Source organism: Actinophytocola gossypii, from assembly GCF_025165815.1.
Taxonomy (GTDB): Bacteria; Actinomycetota; Actinomycetes; order Mycobacteriales; family Pseudonocardiaceae; genus Actinophytocola; species Actinophytocola gossypii.
Map to the genome: position 1 here is coordinate 63,890 of NZ_JAFFZE010000003.1, position 18,144 is coordinate 82,033.

General features: G+C 71.4%; 14 protein-coding genes and 1 tRNA gene. 5 read left to right on the forward strand and 10 right to left on the reverse strand.

Annotated elements, in window-relative coordinates:
* Positions 1-34: 34 nt before the first annotated feature.
* On the reverse strand, positions 35-1,918 hold the full coding sequence (locus tag JT362_RS01110) for an ABC transporter ATP-binding protein (protein ID WP_375546429.1): 1,884 nt from the start codon (positions 1,916-1,918) through the stop codon (positions 35-37).
* Positions 1,919-2,029: 111 nt separating this feature from the next.
* Entirely contained in the window at positions 2,030-2,875 is an 846-nt protein-coding gene (locus JT362_RS01115) for an SCO6745 family protein (RefSeq protein WP_260189075.1), read from the reverse strand.
* 73 nt (positions 2,876-2,948) lie between these two features.
* On the opposite strand from JT362_RS01115, the gene JT362_RS01120 reads away from it, so the two are divergent.
* Entirely contained in the window at positions 2,949-6,245 is a 3,297-nt protein-coding gene (locus JT362_RS01120) for a GH92 family glycosyl hydrolase (RefSeq protein WP_260189076.1), read from the forward strand.
* Here the strand turns inward: JT362_RS01120 and JT362_RS01125 are convergent.
* The 4 genes from JT362_RS01125 to JT362_RS01140 form a co-directional block, all read right to left on the reverse strand.
* Complete coding sequence (locus JT362_RS01125) at positions 6,231-6,833, reverse strand: hypothetical protein (RefSeq protein WP_260189077.1); 603 nt, start codon at positions 6,831-6,833, stop codon at positions 6,231-6,233. The genes JT362_RS01120 and JT362_RS01125 overlap by 15 nt on opposite strands.
* Before the next feature lie 133 nt (positions 6,834-6,966).
* Positions 6,967-7,659, reverse strand: a complete 693-nt coding sequence (locus JT362_RS01130) for a histidine phosphatase family protein (protein WP_260189078.1) — start codon at positions 7,657-7,659, stop codon at positions 6,967-6,969.
* Positions 7,660-7,671: 12 nt separating this feature from the next.
* Positions 7,672-8,511: an undecaprenyl-diphosphate phosphatase gene (locus tag JT362_RS01135; protein WP_260189079.1), complete on the reverse strand. Its 840-nt coding sequence runs from the start codon at positions 8,509-8,511 to the stop codon at positions 7,672-7,674.
* On the reverse strand, positions 8,512-9,558 hold the full coding sequence (locus JT362_RS01140) for an LLM class F420-dependent oxidoreductase (RefSeq protein ID WP_260189080.1): 1,047 nt from the start codon (positions 9,556-9,558) through the stop codon (positions 8,512-8,514).
* A 68-nt stretch (positions 9,559-9,626) separates the two neighbouring features.
* On the opposite strand from JT362_RS01140, the gene JT362_RS01145 reads away from it, so the two are divergent.
* A complete protein-coding gene (locus JT362_RS01145; protein ID WP_260189081.1) occupies positions 9,627-10,604 on the forward strand; it encodes an aldo/keto reductase in 978 nt (325 codons plus the stop codon).
* On the opposite strand, the gene JT362_RS01150 is transcribed toward JT362_RS01145, so the two are convergent.
* Positions 10,580-12,865: a SulP family inorganic anion transporter gene (locus JT362_RS01150; RefSeq protein ID WP_260189133.1), complete on the reverse strand. Its 2,286-nt coding sequence runs from the start codon at positions 12,863-12,865 to the stop codon at positions 10,580-10,582. The two genes, JT362_RS01145 and JT362_RS01150, sit on opposite strands and share 25 nt — an antisense overlap.
* 283 nt (positions 12,866-13,148) lie before the next feature.
* Between JT362_RS01150 and JT362_RS01155 the strand changes: the two genes are divergently transcribed.
* Together JT362_RS01155 and JT362_RS01160 are read left to right on the forward strand one after the other, a co-directional pair.
* Entirely contained in the window at positions 13,149-14,147 is a 999-nt protein-coding gene (locus JT362_RS01155) for a YncE family protein (protein WP_260189082.1), read from the forward strand.
* Positions 14,144-14,359, forward strand: coding sequence for a DUF5703 family protein (locus JT362_RS01160; protein WP_260189083.1), 216 nt, complete (start codon positions 14,144-14,146; stop codon positions 14,357-14,359). Before JT362_RS01155 ends, JT362_RS01160 begins: the two co-directional genes overlap by 4 nt.
* A gap of 4 nt (positions 14,360-14,363) precedes the next feature.
* Here the strand turns inward: JT362_RS01160 and JT362_RS01165 are convergent, their stop codons facing one another.
* Together JT362_RS01165 and JT362_RS01170 are read right to left on the reverse strand one after the other, a co-directional pair.
* The gene (locus JT362_RS01165) at positions 14,364-14,903 is read right to left on the reverse strand and encodes a DUF2231 domain-containing protein (protein WP_260189084.1); all 540 of its coding nucleotides are present in this window, start codon (positions 14,901-14,903) and stop codon (positions 14,364-14,366) included.
* An 80-nt stretch (positions 14,904-14,983) separates the two neighbouring features.
* On the reverse strand, positions 14,984-16,309 hold the full coding sequence (locus JT362_RS01170; RefSeq protein ID WP_260189085.1) for a M20/M25/M40 family metallo-hydrolase: 1,326 nt from the start codon (positions 16,307-16,309) through the stop codon (positions 14,984-14,986).
* Positions 16,310-16,432: 123 nt separating this feature from the next.
* Between JT362_RS01170 and JT362_RS01175 the strand changes: the two genes are divergently transcribed.
* Positions 16,433-16,516 (forward strand) — tRNA-Leu (locus tag JT362_RS01175).
* Positions 16,517-16,565: 49 nt separating this feature from the next.
* On the opposite strand, the gene JT362_RS01180 is transcribed toward JT362_RS01175, so the two are convergent.
* Positions 16,566-17,957: a recombinase family protein gene (locus tag JT362_RS01180; protein ID WP_311202651.1), complete on the reverse strand. Its 1,392-nt coding sequence runs from the start codon at positions 17,955-17,957 to the stop codon at positions 16,566-16,568.
* Positions 17,958-18,144 lie beyond the last annotated feature (187 nt).

The window sequence follows — 18,144 nt, forward strand, 5'->3', positions numbered from 1 at the left end:
ACGGTCACCCGCACCGTGCCGACCGGCTGACGTCTCAACCGACACCGCTGGTGGCCGGCTCCTGGTCGAACTGGGTGCGGTACAGCTCCTCGTACCGGCCGCCCGCCGCCAGCAGGCTCGCGTGTGTGCCGCGCTCCACGATCCGACCCTCCTCGACGACCAGGATCTGGTCCGCCGCCCGGATCGTCGACAGCCGGTGTGCGATCACCAGCGCGGTCCGGCCGGCCAGCGCCTCGGTCAGCGCCGCCTGCACGGCCGCCTCCGACGTCGAGTCCAGGTGCGCGGTCGCCTCGTCCAGGATCACCACGCGCGGCCTCGCCAGCAGCAGCCGCGCGATCGTCAGCCGTTGCCGCTCACCGCCGGAGAGCCGGTAGCCGCGCTCCCCCACGATCGTGTCCAGGCCGTCGGGCAGCGACGAGACCAGGTCGTGCAGCCTGGCCCGGCGCAGCGCGTCCCACAGGTCCTCGTCGGACGCCGCCGGGTCGGCCAGCAGCAGGTTCGCCCGGATCGACTCGTGGAACAGGTGTCCGTCCTGGGTGACCAGGCCGAGCGTGTCCCGCAACGACGCGAACGACACGTCCCTGGCGTCCGCCCCGCCCAGCCGGACCGCGCCGGCGTCGACGTCGTACAGCCGGGGCACCAGCGAGGCGATCGTCGACTTCCCCGCTCCCGACGAGCCGACCAGCGCCACCAGCTGCCCCGGCTCCACCCGGAACGAGACGTCGTGCAGGACCTCCACTCCCCCGCGGGTGTCCAGCTTCGCCACCTCCTCCAGCGACGCCAGCGACACCTTGTCCGCCGACGGGTAGGCGAACGACACGTGCTCGAACTCCACCGACACCGGCCCGTCCGGAACCGGCACGGCGTCCGCCTTCTCCTCGATCAGCGGCTTCAGGTCCAGCACCTCGAAGACCCGCTCGAACGACACCAGCGCGCTCATCACCTCCACCCGCGCGCTCGCCAGCGCGGTCAGCGGCGCGTACAGGCGGGTCAGCAGGAACGACAGCGCCACCACCGTGCCCGGGTCGAGCGTCCCGACCAGCGCGAACCAGCCGCCGAACCCGTACACCAGCGCGAGCGCCAGCGCCGACACCAGGGTCAGCGCGGTGATGAACACCGACTGCACCATCGCCGTGCGCACCCCGATGTCGCGCACCCTGCGCGCCCGCACGGCGAACTCCTCCGACTCGGCGTCCGGCCGGCCGAACAGCTTCACCAGGGTGGCGCCCGGCGCGGAGAACCGCTCGGTCATCTGGGTGCTCATCAGCGAGTTGTGGTTCGCGGCCTCCCGCTCCAGCCTGGCCAGCCGGGAACCCATCCGCCGCGCGGGCAGCACGAACACCGGCAGCAGCACCAGCGCCATCAGCGTGATCTGCCAGGACATGCCCAGCATCACGACCAGGGACAGCACCAGCATCACCAGGTTGCCGACCACCCCGGACAGGGTGTCGCTGAACGCCCGCTGCGCGCCGATCACGTCGTTGTTCAGGCGCGAGACCAGCGCACCGGTGCGGGTTCGGGTGAAGAACGCGATCGGCATCCGCTGCACGTGGTCGAACACCGAGGTGCGCAGGTCGAGGATCAGCCCCTCACCGATCCGCGCCGACTGCCACCTGGTCAGCAGCCCGAGCCCGGCCTCCGCGACCGCGATCGCGGCGATCAGCACCGCCAGCCGCACCACCACCGACCCGGGCGAGCCGTCCACGATCGCGTCGACGACCTGGCCGGCCAGCACCGGCGTGGCCACCGCCAGCGCCGCGGCCACCACACTGAACAGCAGGAACCACCCCAGCAGCCGCCGGTGCGGGCGCGCGAACCGGCCGATCCGGCGCAGCGTGCGCACGGAGAACGGGCGCCGGTCGTCCGTGGCGTTCATCGCGTTGTAGAGCGACATCCACGCCGTCGTCTCCATGTCCATCGTGCTGCTCCCACCCTGCGTTCGTGTGCCGTACGCGAGTCTGGCACCGCGTACCGACAGTTCCGGTCGAGCCGGACGAAAGCGACGGTAGAAGCTCGAGTTAGCTCGAGGTCAAGCCCGTTCCAGTCCCGTCGGGTTGATCTCCGGCAGCACCCCGGACGCCCACAGGGCCGACACCGACGGCGCCAGCACCTCGACCAGCCGGTCCACCCCGGCCTCGCCGACGGCCGACAGCCCGCCCCGCCAGGACGCGGCGTCGGTCCGCTCCTCCACCTCGGCCAGCAGCTCCCGGCCCGCCGCGGTGAGCCCGCCGTCCCCGGTCAGCAGCCCCCGGTCGGCCAGCCCGGTCGCGGCCGAGTCCCACGCGTGCTCCGACCAGCCGCGCACCGACCGCAGCTGGCTGCCGGGGAACCGCCCGAACCCGACCTGCAGCAGCAACGCCTCCAGCCCGCTCAGCCCGCACGCCACCAGCGCCGCCACGTGCCCGTCGCCCCGGTGCTCGCGCAGCGTCGTCGCCACCTGCCACAGCGCCGCCACCGGATCGTCCGGCAGCGGCAGGCAGGCGTTCGCGGCGTGCAGCGGCCGGCCCGTGCCGTCGGCGGCGGCCAGCACCGGACCCAGCTCCGCCGCGACGGTCGCGCAGACCGCCTCGTCCACGCCGACCTTCCGCAGCGCGGCCGCGCTCACCTCGGACCGCGCGACCAGGCACGCCGCCGGGGTCGCCCTGGCCCACGCCTCCGGCAGCGCCTTGGCCACCATCGACGGCTCGAACCCGGCGAACGCGGCGACCACGGGTTCGGCGCCGACCGGGCCCAGCGGCGCGGCGCGGAACGCGAAGTAGGTCATCCAGAAGCCACGCAGGCCGATCGCGACACCGGCGTCGCGGACCCCGGGCGCGAAGTAGACGACGTCGTGCAGGGGCTCCAGCGAGGACCACAGGCGACGAGCAGGGTGCATGGCGGCAGTGTGCCCGGGAAATGGGATCATGCGCCACCGAAACGTCGATCGACCCGGCGAGGAGCTGTCGCGGATGAGTGCTCGGGGTTTCTTCTCGTCGTTCGAGAACACCGACCCCCCGCTGACCTGGATCGACGGCGTCGACGTCGACGCGAACAACGCGCCCCGCGCGGCCGGCGCCACCATGAGCACCCGCGAGGGCGGCGGCCCCGCCAAGCCCTACACCGCCAGGCCAGGCGTCGGGTTCACCGGCCGCCGGGCCCTGCGCTACCAGGGCAACCACCCCGGACGGGGACCCGCGTACGTGGTCAACCGGCTGTTCCTCGTCGACCTGCTCGTCTCCCGCGACACCGTCCTCGAGTACGTGCTCCTGCCCGAGCTGCTCGGCGACGACCTGCGCTACCCCAGCACGTTCGTCGCCGTGGACCTCGCCTTCGACGACGGCTCCCGGCTCTCCGACCTCGGGCTCGCCGACCAGCTCGGGTTCGCGCTGACCCCGCGCGGGCAGGGCGAGTCCAAGGCCCTCTCCCCCAACCAGTGGAACCGCCGGTTCGTCCGCATCGGCGGCGTCGCCGAGGGCAAGATCGTCACCACCGTGCTCCTGGGCTACGACAACCCCGCCGGCCCGGCCCGGTTCGCCGGCTGGGTCGACGACATCGCGATCGTCGACCGCCCGAGGCCGGAGCCGCGCCGGCCGGTCGACCACGTGATCACCACCCGGGGCACCAGCTCGGTGAAGTCGTACTCGCGCGGCAACACCTTCCCGGCCACCGCCGTCCCGCACGGGTTCAACTTCTGGACCCCGGTCACCGACGCCGCGCGCCTGGACTGGATCTACAGCTACGCCCGGCACAACAACGACCGCAACCTCCCCGCCGTCCAGGCGTTCGCGGTCAGCCACCAGCCGAGCCCCTGGCTGGGTGACCGGCAGACCTTCCACGTGCTGCCCTCGGCCGCCGCGGGCAAGCCACGCGCCGGACGCCGGCGGCGAGCCCTGACCTTCCGGCACAACAACGAGATCGCCCGCCCGCACCACTACGGCGTCCGGTTCACCAACGGCATCCGGGTCGACATCGCGCCGGCCGACCACGCCGCGATCCTGCGGTTCACCTTCCCCGGTGAGGACGCCAACCTCGTCTTCGACAACGTGACCCGGCACGGCGGCCTCACCCTCGACCCGGTCGCCGGCACCGTGTCCGGGTACTCCGACGTCCGCAGTGGACTGTCCGAGGGCGCCGGCCGGATGTTCGTGCACGCCACCTTCGACCGCCGCATCGCCGGCGGCGGGAAGCTGCGCCGCGGCCTGTCCCGCCGGGTCACCGGCTACCTGCGGTTCGAGCCCGACCCGGACGGCGAGACCGTCGTGACCATGCGCATCGCCACCTCGCTGATCAGCCTCGCGCAGGCCAGGCGCAACCTGTGGCTGGAGATCGCCGACGACGACACCTTCGACACCGTCCGCGAACGCGCCGCGCGGCAGTGGGACGACATCCTCGACCGGGTCGAGGTCGACGGCGCCTCCGACGACCAGCTCACCACCCTCTACTCCAACCTCTACCGGCTGTTCCTCTACCCCAACAGCGGCCACGAGAACACCGGCACCACCGAGAACCCCAGCCACGCCTACGCCAGCCCGTTCGCCAAGCCGGCGAAGAAGAACACCCCCACCCAGACCGGCGCCGCGCTCGTCCAGGGCCGGATCTACGTCAACAACGGGTTCTGGGACACCTACCGCACCGCCTGGCCCGCCTACGCGCTGCTCGACCCCGCCCGCTGCGCCGAACTGGTCAACGGGTTCCTGCAGCAGTACACCGAGTCCGGATGGGTCGCCCGCTGGTCCTCCCCCGGCCACGCCGACCTGATGACCGGCACCAGCTCCGACGCCGCGTTCGCCGACGCCCACCTCAAGGGCGTGCCGGGCATCGACCTGCGCGCCGCCTACGAGGCCGCGCTGCGCAACGCCACCGTCGCCCCGCCAGACGACACCGTGGGGCGCAAGGGACTCGACCGGTCGATCTTCCTCGGCTACACCCCGGACACCGTCCGGCACGGGCTCGCCTGGACCCTCGACGGCTGCGTCAACGACTTCGCCATCGCCAACCTCGCCGCCGCCGTCGGCGACCGCGACAACCACGGGTACTTCCTCGACCGCGCCCGCGCCTACGTGCGCTCGTTCGATCCCAACACCGGGTTCTTCCAGGGCCGCAGGAAGGGGAACTGGCGGCAGACCGCCAGCCAGTACGACCCGCGCGCCTGGGGTGGCGACTACGTGGAGACCAACGGCTGGAACACCGCGTTCTCGGTGCCGCACGACGGCGCCGGTCTCGCCGCGCTCCTCGGCGGCCCGGCCGCGCTGGCCGCCCGGCTCGACGAGTTCTTCGCCACCCAGGAGACCGGGCGCGCCCGCGGCGCCTACTGGCGCACGATCCACGAGATGCCCGAGGCCCGGGACGTGCGGATGGGCCAGTACGCGCACTCCAACCAGCCCTCGCACCACATCATCTACCTGTACGCGTACGCCGGAGCGCTGTGGCGGACCCAGGAGAAGGTGCGTGAGGTGCTGTCCCGGCTCTACGCCGGCAGCGAGGTCGGCCAGGGCTACCCCGGCGACGAGGACAACGGCGAGATGTCGGCGTGGTGGCTGTTCGGCGCGCTCGGCCTGTACCCGCTGCGGGTCGGCAGCCCCGAGTACGTCATCGGCTCCCCGCTGTTCCGCCGCATGTCCGTGCGCGTCGGGGAGGACGCGACGCTCGTGGTGAACGCCCCGAACAACAGCCCAACCAACGTGTACGTGCAGGGCCTGATGGTCAACGGCACGCCGTGGGAGAAGGCGTGGCTGCCGCACGAGGTGGTCGCGCGCGGCGCGGTACTGGACTTCCAGATGGGCCCGGAACCGTCCCGGTGGGCGTGCGGTCCGGACGCCGCCCCGCCGTCGCTCACACCACCCGGCACCGTGCCCCGCACGATGGTCGACATCACCGCCGACCCCGGCGGGCACGCCGAGGGCAGCGACGGTGTCGCGGTGGCCGCCCTGTTCGACGACACCAGCCGCACCCAGGTCACCTTCCGCACCCCCGCCGCGTGGGTCGGCTATCGGACCTCCGGGGCGGCCGCGGGCGTGGCGTACTACACGCTCACCTCGGGCACCGGACGCGACGACCCGCGCAGCTGGGCGCTGCGCGGGTCGAACGACGGCGTCAACTGGACCGTGCTGGACGAGCGGTCACGCGAGACCTTCCGGTGGCGCCGGCAGACCCGCGCGTTCGCGGTGGCCAACCCCGGGCAGTACACCCACTACCGGTTGGACGTCACCGAGAACACCGGGACCCCGACGACCACCCTCGCCCAGCTGGAACTACTGGCGCGGTAGCCGGCGGGACTGCAGGAACTGGGTGGTCTGCGCGTTCATGGCCATCACCAGCGCGATGACCGGCATGATCGCGAAGAAGATCGCCGAGCCGATCAGCACCGCCTTCGCGCCCTCGAGCATGTCGATGCCGCCGGAGTCCAGCGTCGAGTACACGATCATGTAGAACAGGCAGATCGCGATCTCCACGATCGCGGCCACCACCAGCAGCGTGCGGCTCTTGCCGGACATGAGCTGCAGACCACCCAGGATCAGCAGGACCACGCCGGCGGTCTGGGCGAGGGCGACCATGAGCTGGATGAGCAGCGCGGTGCCCTCGAGGTTGGGCACACCGGTCCAGACCAGGATCGTGGTGATCGCGGTGATGCCGGCCTGCACGTAGGCGAGCACACCGGCGGTGGTCGCCACGCCCGGGCGGGGGATCGGACCACTCGTGTACTCCTGCGACGCCTGCGGCATCCCGCCGTAGCCGGGAGCAGGCGGCATCCCACCGCTGTTCGGGTACTGGCCGCCAGGCTGCTGAAAGCCCCCGCTACCGGGGTTGTGCCCACCGGGTTGCTGCGGCTGCTGGCCGCCGTATGGCTGCGTCATCACTTCTCCTTCGGCCTCCGGCGACACGCCGGAGGCCGGATTGTTCACTTGAGGGGTGCACGAATACTGGCACAGTCGCCGGAGCTCCGTGCGGGTTTCACGCAGTTCGCGACCCGTGTCGACCGTGCTACGGTCAGCGGCCGGTCTCGCCGCCCGGGACGGCCTCCCCCTGCGGGACCTCCGGGGTCGGCTCCGGCGGCACGATGCTCGCCAGCTCGCCGCCGTTGTCGTTCATCCGCAGCACGAACGGGCGGGTGTCGGTGTACTGCACCACCGACACCGAGGCCGGGTTCACCACGATCCGCTGGAAGCCGTCCAGGTGCTGGCCGAGCGCGTCCGCCAGGATCGCCTTCAGCACGTCACCGTGGCTGCACAGCAACCAGACCGCGCGCTCCCCGTGCTCGGCGGTGATCCGCGCGTCGTGCGCCCGGACCGCGGCCACCGCCCTGGCCTGCACGGTCGCGAGACCCTCGCCGCCCGGGAACACCGCGGCCGACGGGTGCTGCTGCACCACCGACCACAGCTTCTCCTTGAGCAGGGTGCGCAGCTCCCGGCCGGTCCACTCCCCGTAGTCCACTTCGGACAGGCCGGGTTCGGTCACCGGATCGAGGCCGCGAGCCCGCGCCAACGGCGCCAGCGTCTGCTCGCACCGCAGCATCGGCGACGACACCACCGCGGCGATCGGCACCGGCTCCAACCGGGCCACCAGCTCCTCGGCCTGCCGGCGGCCGGTCTCGTCGAGCTCGACGCCGGCGGACCGTCCGGCGAGCACCCCGGAACCGTTCGCGGTCGAGCGGGCGTGCCTGAGCAGTACGACGGTGGCCACGGCGCCAGTAGATCACACGGCCGGGCCGGCGTCCGGGTCCAGCGCCCCGGCCGCCACCAGAATCAGGATCAGCGCGCCCAACGCGAGGCGGTACACCACGAACGGCATGAAGCTGCGCCGCTTGATGTAGCTCATCAGCCAGGCGATCACCGCGTACCCCACCGCGAACGCCACGATGGTCGCGACGATCGTCGGTCCCCAGTCCGGCGCGTTGTCCCCGCCGATGTCGGTCAGCTGGTAGAAGCCGGAGGCGAACACCGCGGGCACCGCCAGCAGGAACGCGTACTCGGCGGCATCCTCGCGCTTGTAGCCGAGCATCCGCCCGGCGGTGATCGTGCCGCCGGAACGGGACACGCCGGGGATCAGCGCCAGCGCCTGGGCGAACCCGAACCCGATGCCGTGCGGCACCGTCAGGTGGTCGAGATCACGTTCCCGCTTGCCCAGGTAGTCGGCGACGCCGAGCAGGATGCCGAACACGATCAGCGTCATCGCGATCAGCCGCAGGTCGCGGAACGCGTGCTCGATCTCGTCCTCGAACAGCAGGCCGAGGATCGCGATCGGCAGCGTGCCGACGATCACCAGCCAGCCCATCCGGGAGTCCGGGTCGTCCCGCCACGTGGACGGCCGCCGCAGCGACCGGAACCACGCGACCAGGATGCGCCAGATCTTCTTGCGGAAGTACAGGACCACCGCGGTCTCGGTGCCGATCTGCGTGACCGCGGTGAACGCCGCGCCAGGATCGTCCCAGCCGGCGAACGCCGCGGTGACGCGTAAGTGCGCGCTGGAGGAGATGGGGAGGAACTCGGTGAGTCCCTGCACGAGACCGAGGATGAGGCCTTCCAGCCAGTTCAACTACCCAACTCCCGCAAGTTCGAGCGCCTCCACCGCGACGCGCAGGGCCGCGATGCTGTGCTCGAGATCTTGCAGTACCGGGGAAAGCGTCAGTGTGGTGACCCCCGACTCGGCGAGGGCCCGCATGCCGTCTGCTATACGTTCCTTCGGGCCGAGCAACGAGGTCTGGTCGAGGAACCCGAGGGGCACCGCCGCGGCCGCCGCGGCGTAGTCCTTGGCCAGGTAGCGGTCCTGGATCTCGGCCGCCTCGGCCTCGAACCCCATCCGGCACGCCAGGTTGTTGTAGAAGTTCTGCTCGCGGCTGCCCATGCCGCCGACGTAGAGCGCCGCGTACCCGCGGACCTGGTCGGCCGCGGTCCGCCAGTCGTCGCCGACCACGATCGGCACGGTCGGCACGACGTCGAACCCGTCGAGGGTCTTGCCGGCCTTCTCCCGGCCCTTGCGGATCAGCTCCAGCGACTCGGGGCCGAACTCGGGCGAGTAGAAGATCGCCAGCCAACCGTCGGCGATCTCCCCGGTCAGCTCCAGGTTCTTCGGCCCGATGGAGGCCAGGTAGATCGGGATCTCCTCGCGTACCGGGTGCACGATCAGCTTGAGCGGCTTGCCGGGCCCGTCCGGCAGCGGCAGCGTGAAGTGCCGGCCGGAGAAGGAGACCCGCTCGCGGCGCAGCGCGGTGCGGACGATCTCGACGTACTCGCGGGTGCGGGCCAGCGGCTTGTCGAACTTCACCCCGTACCAGCCCTCGGACACCTGCGGGCCGGACACGCCGAGGCCCATCCGGAACCGGCCGCCGGACAGGGTGTCCAGGGTCGCGGCGGTCATCGCGGCCATCGTCGGCTGGCGGGCCGGGATCTGCAGGATCGCGCTGCCCACGTCGATCCGCTCGGTGTGCGCGGCCACCCACGCGAGCACGGTGGGGACGTCCGAGCCGTAGGCCTCCGCCGCCCACGCCACCGAGTAGCCCAGCCGGTCGGCCTCCTGGGCCAGCTTCAGGTTGTTGGCGTCGTTGCCGGCGCCCCAGTAGCCGAGGTTCAGTCCGAGTCGCATCGGGGGACCATACCTCGATCCGGGGTCACTGCCAGCACTGATGACCTCGTCCGCTTAGGCTTCTCCGGGTGGAGCAACGACACCTCGGCGACAGCGGGCTGCGGGTGTCCAGGATCGGCCTGGGCACCATGACGTGGGGCCAGGACACCGACGCCGACGAGGCCGCCAGCCAGCTCGTCGCGTTCGCCGACCTCGGCGGCACCCTGGTCGACACCGCCGACGTCTACAACGACGGGGAGAGCGAGCGGATCCTCGGCGCCCTGCTCGACGACCTGGTGCCCCGCCAGGACATCGTGCTCGCCACCAAGGCCGTGGCCCGCCGCGACGAGGGCCCGTTCGGCGGCGGCGCGTCCCGAGGCGCGCTGCTCACCGCGCTGGACGGGTCGCTGCGCCGGCTCGGCGTGGACCACGTCGACCTGTGGCAGCTGCACGCCTGGGACACCGCGGTGCCGCTCGAGGAGACCCTCGCGGCCGTCGACCACGCGGTGACCAGCGGCAAGGTCCGCTACGCCGGCGTGTCGAACTACTGCGGCTGGCAGCTCGCCACCGCCGCGACCCTGCAGCGCGCCAAGCCGTTCGGGGTGCCGCTGGTCAGCGCGCAGCTGGAGTACTCGCTGCTCGAACGCGGCCTCGAACGCGAGGTCGCGCCGGCGGCCGCCCACCACGGGCTCGGCCTGCTGGCCTGGGCGCCGCTCGGCCGGGGTGTGCTGACCGGCAAGTACCGGGCGGCCACCCCGGCCGACTCCCGCGGCGCCTCGAACCACTTCGCGCCCTACGTCGACCACCACCGGACCGAGCGGGCCGCCCGGATCGTGCAGGCCGTGGTGACCGCCGCCGACGGGCTCGCCACGTCACCGCTGTCGGTCGCGCTCGCCTGGGTCCGGGACCGGCCTGGGGTGTCGTCGGCGATCGTGGGTGCACGCGACACCGGGCAGCTGCTCGGGTCGCTGGTGTCCGAGGAGCTCACGTTGCCCACGGCGATCCGGGCGGCGCTGGACGACGTGAGCGACCTCGAACTCGGCTACCCGGAGACCCGGCTCGGCTGAGGCTCCGGCGACCCGGCCGCGCGGAACCCGCCGCTGCGCGGGTCGTACACGTGCATCCGCGCCTCGGTCAGGTCGAAGTACATGCCGACCAGGGTCAGCTCACCCCTGGCCAGCGCCGCGGCGACCACCGGGGACGTGCGCAGCCGGTCGAGCTGAGCCAGCACGTTGTGCAGCGCGAGCCGGTCCCACTCCGCCTCCGGCTCCCGCCCGTCGACGGTCAGCGGCGGCATCTCCCCCGCCCGCCGCAGGGTCGGCGCGGCGTGCCGCAGCCACGAACGCAGCGCGGGCGCACCGGCCGGCACGCCGCGCACGAGCGCCTTCATCGCGCCGCACGACGAGTGCCCGCAGACCGCGACCTCCCGGACCCGCAGCCGGCCGACCGCGTACTCGAGCGCGGCGGCGACCGAGCCCTCGCGGTCGCCGGGTACGAGGTTGCCGATGTTGCGCACGGTGAACAGGTCGCCGGGTCCGCTGGCGGTGATCACGTTCGGCACGATCCGGGCGTCCCCGCAGGTCAGCAGCAGCGAGTCGGGGGTGTGCCGGTCGGCGAGGCGGCGCAGGGTGGGTTCGACCAGGTGCGCGGTGCGGCGCGCGTACTCGGCGGTGCCGCGCAGGATCGGGCCCGGCTCGGCGCGCTGGGCCGGCACCACCCCCTCCGCCGAGGGCTCGGGCGCCGGCTCGTCGGGGCGCTCCGGGTCGCACTGCCACTCCGACCATGGCGCGAACCAGCGGGGCAGGGCGCGCTGCGCGGCCGCCCGGTGCACGGTCGGCTCACCGGCCTTGCCCCTGGCGAACCACGGGTGGCCGATCTCGTTGACGATCACGGTGCCGCCGGTGCGCTCGTGGGCGTGCTGCCAGGCGGACAGGGTGTCGAACGCGGCGTGGTCCATGAAGTCCACCACCAGCTCGAGGGTGACCGTGCTGCCGCGCGGAACGCCGCCGAGCACGGTGGTGAGCCGCGGGATGGACAGCGAGGCCAGGGCGCCCTCGACCACGATCCGCCAGTCGTCGCCGTCCCGCTCGGCGTGGATGCCGGCCCACAGCAGCCGGCGCAGCGTCAGCGCCGCCGCGAGCCCGATGCCGAGCAGCACGCCGTCGAGCAACCCCAGTCCGACCACGCCGAGCAGCGTCACCAGGTAGACCGGCAGGTCGCCGTGCCGCAGCACCTGCTTGGCCCGGCCGACGTCGACCAGGCGGGCGCCGACGTAGACCAGCAACCCGGCCAGCGCGGCCAGCGGGATGTGCCGCAGCACCCCGGCGAGCAGGACCACGAACACGAACACCCACAGCCCGTGCAGGACGGCGGAGGCGCGGGTGCGCGCGCCGGAGGCGACGTTGGTGGAGCTGCGGACGATCACGCCGGTGACCGGCAGCCCACCGAGCGAGCCGGACGCCATGTTGGCCATGCCCTGCCCGACGAGCTCGCGGTTGAGGTTGGCGCGCGGGCCGGTGTGCAGCTTGTCGACGGCGACCGCGGACAGCAGGCTCTCCACGCTCGCGACCAGCGCGATCGTGAACACGGCGAGGGCGAACGCGCCCCAGCCGCCGTCGGGCAGCACGGGGGCGAAGTCGAGGTTGAGCACGTTCTCCGGCAGCTCGACGCGGTCGATCGTCATGCCGGTGACCACGGACAGCACGGTCATCCCGACGACCGCCGCGAGCGGCCCCGGCACGCGGCGGACCGCGGCGGGCAGCCGGCCCCAGCAGACCATGATCACCACGGTGAGCACACCGACGAGGGTCGCCGGGCCGCTGGCGTCGACCACCTGGCCGGGAAGTTCGAGCAGGTTCGCGACCGGGGAGTGCTGGGTGGCGCCGCCGAGCACCACGTGCAGCTGGGCGAGCGCGATCGTGACGCCGATGCCGGCGAGCATGCCGTGCACGACGGCGGGTGAGATGGCGAGCGCGGCACGCGCGATCCGGCTCAGCCCGAGCAGCACCTGAGCGGCGCCGGCGAGCACGGTGATCGCACACGTGGTGGCCCAGCCGAAGGTGTCGATGGTCTCGGCGACGATCACTGTCAGACCGGCGGCGGGGCCGCTGACCTGCAGGATCGAGCCGCCGCACAGCCCGGCCACGACGCCGCCGACGACCGCGGCGGTCAGGCCGGCGACGACCGGCGCGCCGGACGCGAACGCGATGCCGATCGACAGCGGCACCGCGACGAGGAAGACGACGAGGGATGCGGGGAGGTCGTAGCGCAGGGTGGTTCGCCAGCGGCCCGGCGGCCCGTGCTCGTTGCCTGACCTGGTCTCGATCATTGCCATGCCTCCGTGTCCGGGCGGTGAGTGGGTTATCGCGGGCCCGGACGAACGCCGGCGCCCGATGACCACAGACAACCCGATGACCTGGTGCGATGTCTGTCACCGGCGCCGAAGTCCACCCGACCCGGTGATCGACCCGCCCGGCCCACGACGCGCGGTGAAGAGGGGTTAGCGTCGTCGGCGTCAATGGAGGATGCTGGAGGATACGTCCCGACGGCGTGACGCACCGTGGTCGCGCACGTCGGGCCGGCGGAAGTGTCGGAGGTCGATGTTGCGTCGCATGATGACCGCGGTTCTGGTGTGCTGCGCCGCGGTGGGGACGGCTTGCTCGTCGAGCGAGCCGAGCGACCAGCTGATGGTGACGGACGACCCGGTCGCGGCGACCGCGGCCAAGTCCCCGGCGCCGTCCACCGCGCCCGCGGGGACGGTCAGCGAGCTGGCCGGAACGCCCACGTCGACGGTAGTGGACCCCGAGCACGGCGTCCTTGCGGTGGCGGTCGAACAGCCCCCGTCGGTGCTGCTCTACGACCTCCCGGACTCCGGCTCCCTCACCGCCCCGACCGAGGTGCCACTGCCCGCGCCCGCGGAGTCGATCACGCTCGCCGCGCCGGGCGGCCCGCTCCTGGCGGCCGTACCCGGCGAGCTGGTGCGAATCGCCCTGCCGGACGGCTCGGTGTCCGCCGCGCCCGTCGACGGCGAGCTGACCAGCGCCGCGGCGTTCGGCGACCGCACCCTGGTCGCCGTACGTGACCGCAAGGCGGTGGCGGTACTCGGCGGCGACACGGTGCACCGGATGATCTCCGGCGGCCTCTACAGCGCCGACCAGGTCCTGGCGACCGACAAGGGTGCGGTGGTGTTCGACCGCCTGCGCAACGCGGTGTTCGAGCTGGACGTGCCGAAGGGCACCGTCGACGAGGGTCTGCGGGCGGGTGAGGGAGCGACCAACGCGGTGACCGACCGGTTCGGCCGGGTGCTCGTGGCCGACACCCGTGGCGGCGCGCTGCTGGCGTTCTCGCTGGACCCGCTGCTAATGCGGCAGCGGTACCCGGTGGAGGGGGCGCCGTACGGGTTGGCGTACGACCGGGAGCGCGACCTCGTCTGGGTGACCCTCACCGGCACGAACGAGGTGGTCGGGTTCGACGTGGCGGGGGAGGAACCGGAGGAGAAGCACCGCTTCCCGACCGTGGAGCAGCCGAACTCCGTGGCCGTGGACCCGAACAGCGGGCGCGTGATCGTCGCGTCCGCGACCGGAAAGGGAGTGCAGGTGATCGAGGTATGAGTGCAGACGGGGTGGTCGACGGGGACTGGGAGTACCGGCCGTTGCGGCTACCGCCCGGATTGTCGCGGCGCGCAGCGGCCACGCAGCTGTCCATCCACGCCGAGTTCGCCGGGTGGGAGCTGTCCAACGTGCGGCTCTACTCGGACGGGAGCCGGCGGGTGCTGCTCAAGCGGCGGCGCGCCGCCGGCCTCCTGCCCGGGCTGAGCACGTAGGTCGTCAGCCGCCGTTCGCCGGCGGCGTCTGCTCGACGAAGTCCCACACCAGCCGGGCCCCCGCGTCCCCGGTCCGATAGACGTGGATCCCGGTCCCCACGGCGATGCCGACGGTGACCACCGCCGCGACGATCGTGGTCACGGTGGTGCCGGTCGTCCGCGTGGTGGCGACCGCGGTCCCCCCGCCGGCCGTGTCCTCAGGCACGCTCGAGGCCCGCTCCGCCCGCCGGTGCAGGATCATGAACGCGGTCACCGCGACGAAGAGCCCCAGTGCCCACCAGACCAGCATGTCCCCCAGCTCCGCGTGCTCCCGGATCCCCGGGTTCGTCCCCACCCGCGACTCCAGGAACTCCCCACTGCTCGTCGCCACCGGCGTCAACACGAACCCAGCGGCCGCAGCGGCCACCACCAACCACCCGAACCGCTTGCGGACGGCCGGCCACACCGCGATCAGAATCGATCCAGCGACGGCGATCGGCAATAAGACGACAACGAAGTGCACGACGAGCGGGTGCAGCGGAAGTCCGCCGATGAAATCGGGCACAGGTGCCTCCGGTTCGGTTCGAAGATGCGTGATCAGTCTGGCGTGGCACCCGTTCGTTACGCGTAGGTTCGCCAAACGGTTCAGCAGGTCCGAAGGAACCTGTCGAGCACGCGGGCCCCGAACCGCACCGCGTCCACCGGCACCCGCTCGTCCACCCCGTGGAAGAGCGCGGTGAAGTCGAGATCGGCGGGAAGGCGCAGGGGCGCGAACCCGAAGCACCGAATCCCCAAGCTGTGAATCGCCTTCGCGTCCGTACCCCCCGACAGCATGTAGGGGATCGTCCGAGCCCCCGGATCCTCGGCGACCACAGCGGCCGTCATCGCCTCCACCAGGTCCCCGTCGAACGAGGTCTCCACGGACGGAAGCCGCGTGACCCACTCCCGCTCCACGTCCGGCCCGAGAATCTCGTCCAGCTCACGCTCGAAAGCCGCGTCCCGGCCAGGCAGAACCCGGCAGTCCACGACGGCCTCGGCAACAGAAGGAATCACGTTCGCCTTGTACCCCGCGGTGAGCATCGTCGGGTTGGCCGTGTCCCGCAGGGTGGCCCCCACCACCCGAGCCAACGGCCCCAACTTCTCCACCGCCCCGGGCAGGTCGCCCTCATCGAACTCCAGCCCCGTCAGCGAGGTGACCGAGTCCAGGAATGCCCGAACCGAGTCCGTGACCACCAACGGAAACCGATGGCTCCCCAACCTGGCGACAGCGGCCGCGAGCTTCGTGACGGCGTTGTCGTCGTGAATCATCGACCCGTGCCCCGCACGGCCACGAACCCGCAACCGCAACCAGGCGATCCCCTTCTCCGCGACCTCGATCGTGTAAGCCCGCAGATCATCCGCAAGAGAGACGGAGAACCCCCCGACTTCCCCCACAGCTTCGGTGACCCCGTCAAAGAGGTCGGCCCGATGCTCCACCAACCACTGCGACCCGAAGGCGCCCCCCGCCTCCTCATCGGCAAGAAAGGCGAACACCAGGTCCCGAGGCGGCACAACCCCGTCCCGCTTGAACCCCCGAGCCACGGCGAGGGTCATCCCCACCATGTCCTTCATGTCGACAGCCCCCCGCCCCCAGATGTACCCGTCCTGGATGGCGCCCGAAAACGGATGCACAGACCACTCGGCAGCGTCCGCGGGAACAACGTCCAGGTGCCCATGCACCAGCAACGCCCCCCGCTCCCGATCGGCCCCCGGGAGCCGCACGAACACGTTCCCCCGCCCCTCAGCCCCCGACTCGAGGTAGGTCGGCTCGTAGCCCACCTCCGCGAGCTTCCCCATCACGTACTCGGCGGCCACCCGCTCCCCCACGGTCGTGGCAGCCTCCCCCGTGTTCGTCGTGTCGATCCGGATGAGCTCACTGGTGAACTGAACGGCCTCGTCCTGGACGCGCGCGGCACTCGTCTCCTCGGTCACCACGCCTTCCTACCATCCCGACGATCAGGAAGCCCCAAACCCCCAGGTCAACCCCATGATCCCCACAAAGGGGTATCCCATGCCCCCACCCGAACGCGATCCGCTACGCTATGCACCACACAAGTCCGAGTGGCGGAATGGCAGACGCGCTAGCTTGAGGTGCTAGTGCCCGACAAGGGCGTGGGGGTTCAAGTCCCCCCTCGGACACATCATTACCCCATGAACGATCTTCACGTTCCCGTCGGGGTTCAGGCGCTCAGCGATCGGCATCGTCCGTCGTGGCTGCCGTCTCCACGGTCCATCCTGCGGTGTCACACACGATTGTCAGATCGAACTGGCGCATCAGTTCAGCAAAGTCTCGACGTTGCCCACTGTCGCCACTCCCCCGCTCTTCGGAGCCCAGCCCATCGTCCAGCTCCAGGACCGCGAGATGGGCGGGGAGGCTGGCGAGGATGTGATCCTCGCGAACGTAGAGGTTCTTCGCCCGCTCGGGAACCGCTCGTTGAGCGCTGGTGTAACCGTGGCGGCAGCGGTAGCCGGCCCGGTTGTTAACCCAGTGAGCGTCCATCCGCCGACCACACAGACGGCAACGCACCAACCCGGCCAGTAGATACACACGGGTGGTGCCATCCCCGGTAGGGCGCGTGGCGCGGATGGCCTGCGCGGCAACGAAGTCCTGCTCGGTGACCAACGGTGGGTGCACGATCTGTTTGGAGATCACCCAGTCCTGCACCGGGTTCCACCGATGCACCGGGCCCCGCCGTTGCTTACCGCGTGCCGCCTCGTAGTCACGCCCCTGCCGGTTCCACACCTGACGACCCGTGTACCGCGGGTTCGCCAGAATCGCAGCCACCGTCCGCAACGTCCACACCCCACCACTACGATGGCTGTTCCGCTCCGGATCCACATGCGACGGACACCGCACTCCCCTCTCGTTCAACTCCCGAGCGATACCCGCCACGCTCCTTCCCGCGAGACGTTGCGCGAACATCCACCGCACATGCGGCGCTGTAGCGGGATCAGGGTCGAGCCGCCGCAACCGTCGCCCCCACTGCGCGTGGGCACGGTTGGGGTGCGGACCCGCATCGACCAGCCGATAGCCGTATGGCGGCCGGCCGCCCAGATACCGGCCTTGCTCGCACACCTGCGCCCGCATCGCCGCGGTCACCCGATGACGGGACCGCAACACTTCCCGCCGCGACTGGGCGCCCAGCAGCAGCATCAACGCCTGATGCGTCACATCATTCAGGTCAAGCGGACCATCGGTCTCCGGCAACCACAACTGCACCCCACACCGCTCGAACACCGGCATCAACTGCTGCAACTGATCACCGTAGAACGCCCGCTCGAACTCCCCCACCACAATCGCGTCGAACCCGCGGTTGGGATCTCTCAACGCGTTGAGAAGGGCCGCGGCCGCCGGGCGGTCCGTCCACGGCAAGCGGCGCGAGTAGCCGCTGTCGAAGAACTCGGACACGACCGCACCCCGACCGAAGATCACGTTCTCCGCGACATCACGCTGCCAATACTCGGACGACGCCCGATCCTGATAATCCTCCGTAGACGTACGACCGTAGAACGCAAAACGCAACCCAACGCCACGTTTCTCGGATCGCGCACCACCGCGTCGCGCCTGTCTCTGCACCACCCAACCCTCAAGCATGCTCTCGTCCCCGACTCCCACATCTCACTCCGACAGTCGTCATCAGTGCGTTCCCATCTGAAACGCCGAGCAGACACACTTGTGACGCGAAGTACCTACGTAATCACTCCCGACAGTCGCGTACACCCGACCGACGAGCGGTCCAACGCCGCCAACGAGCGTTCTCGGACCT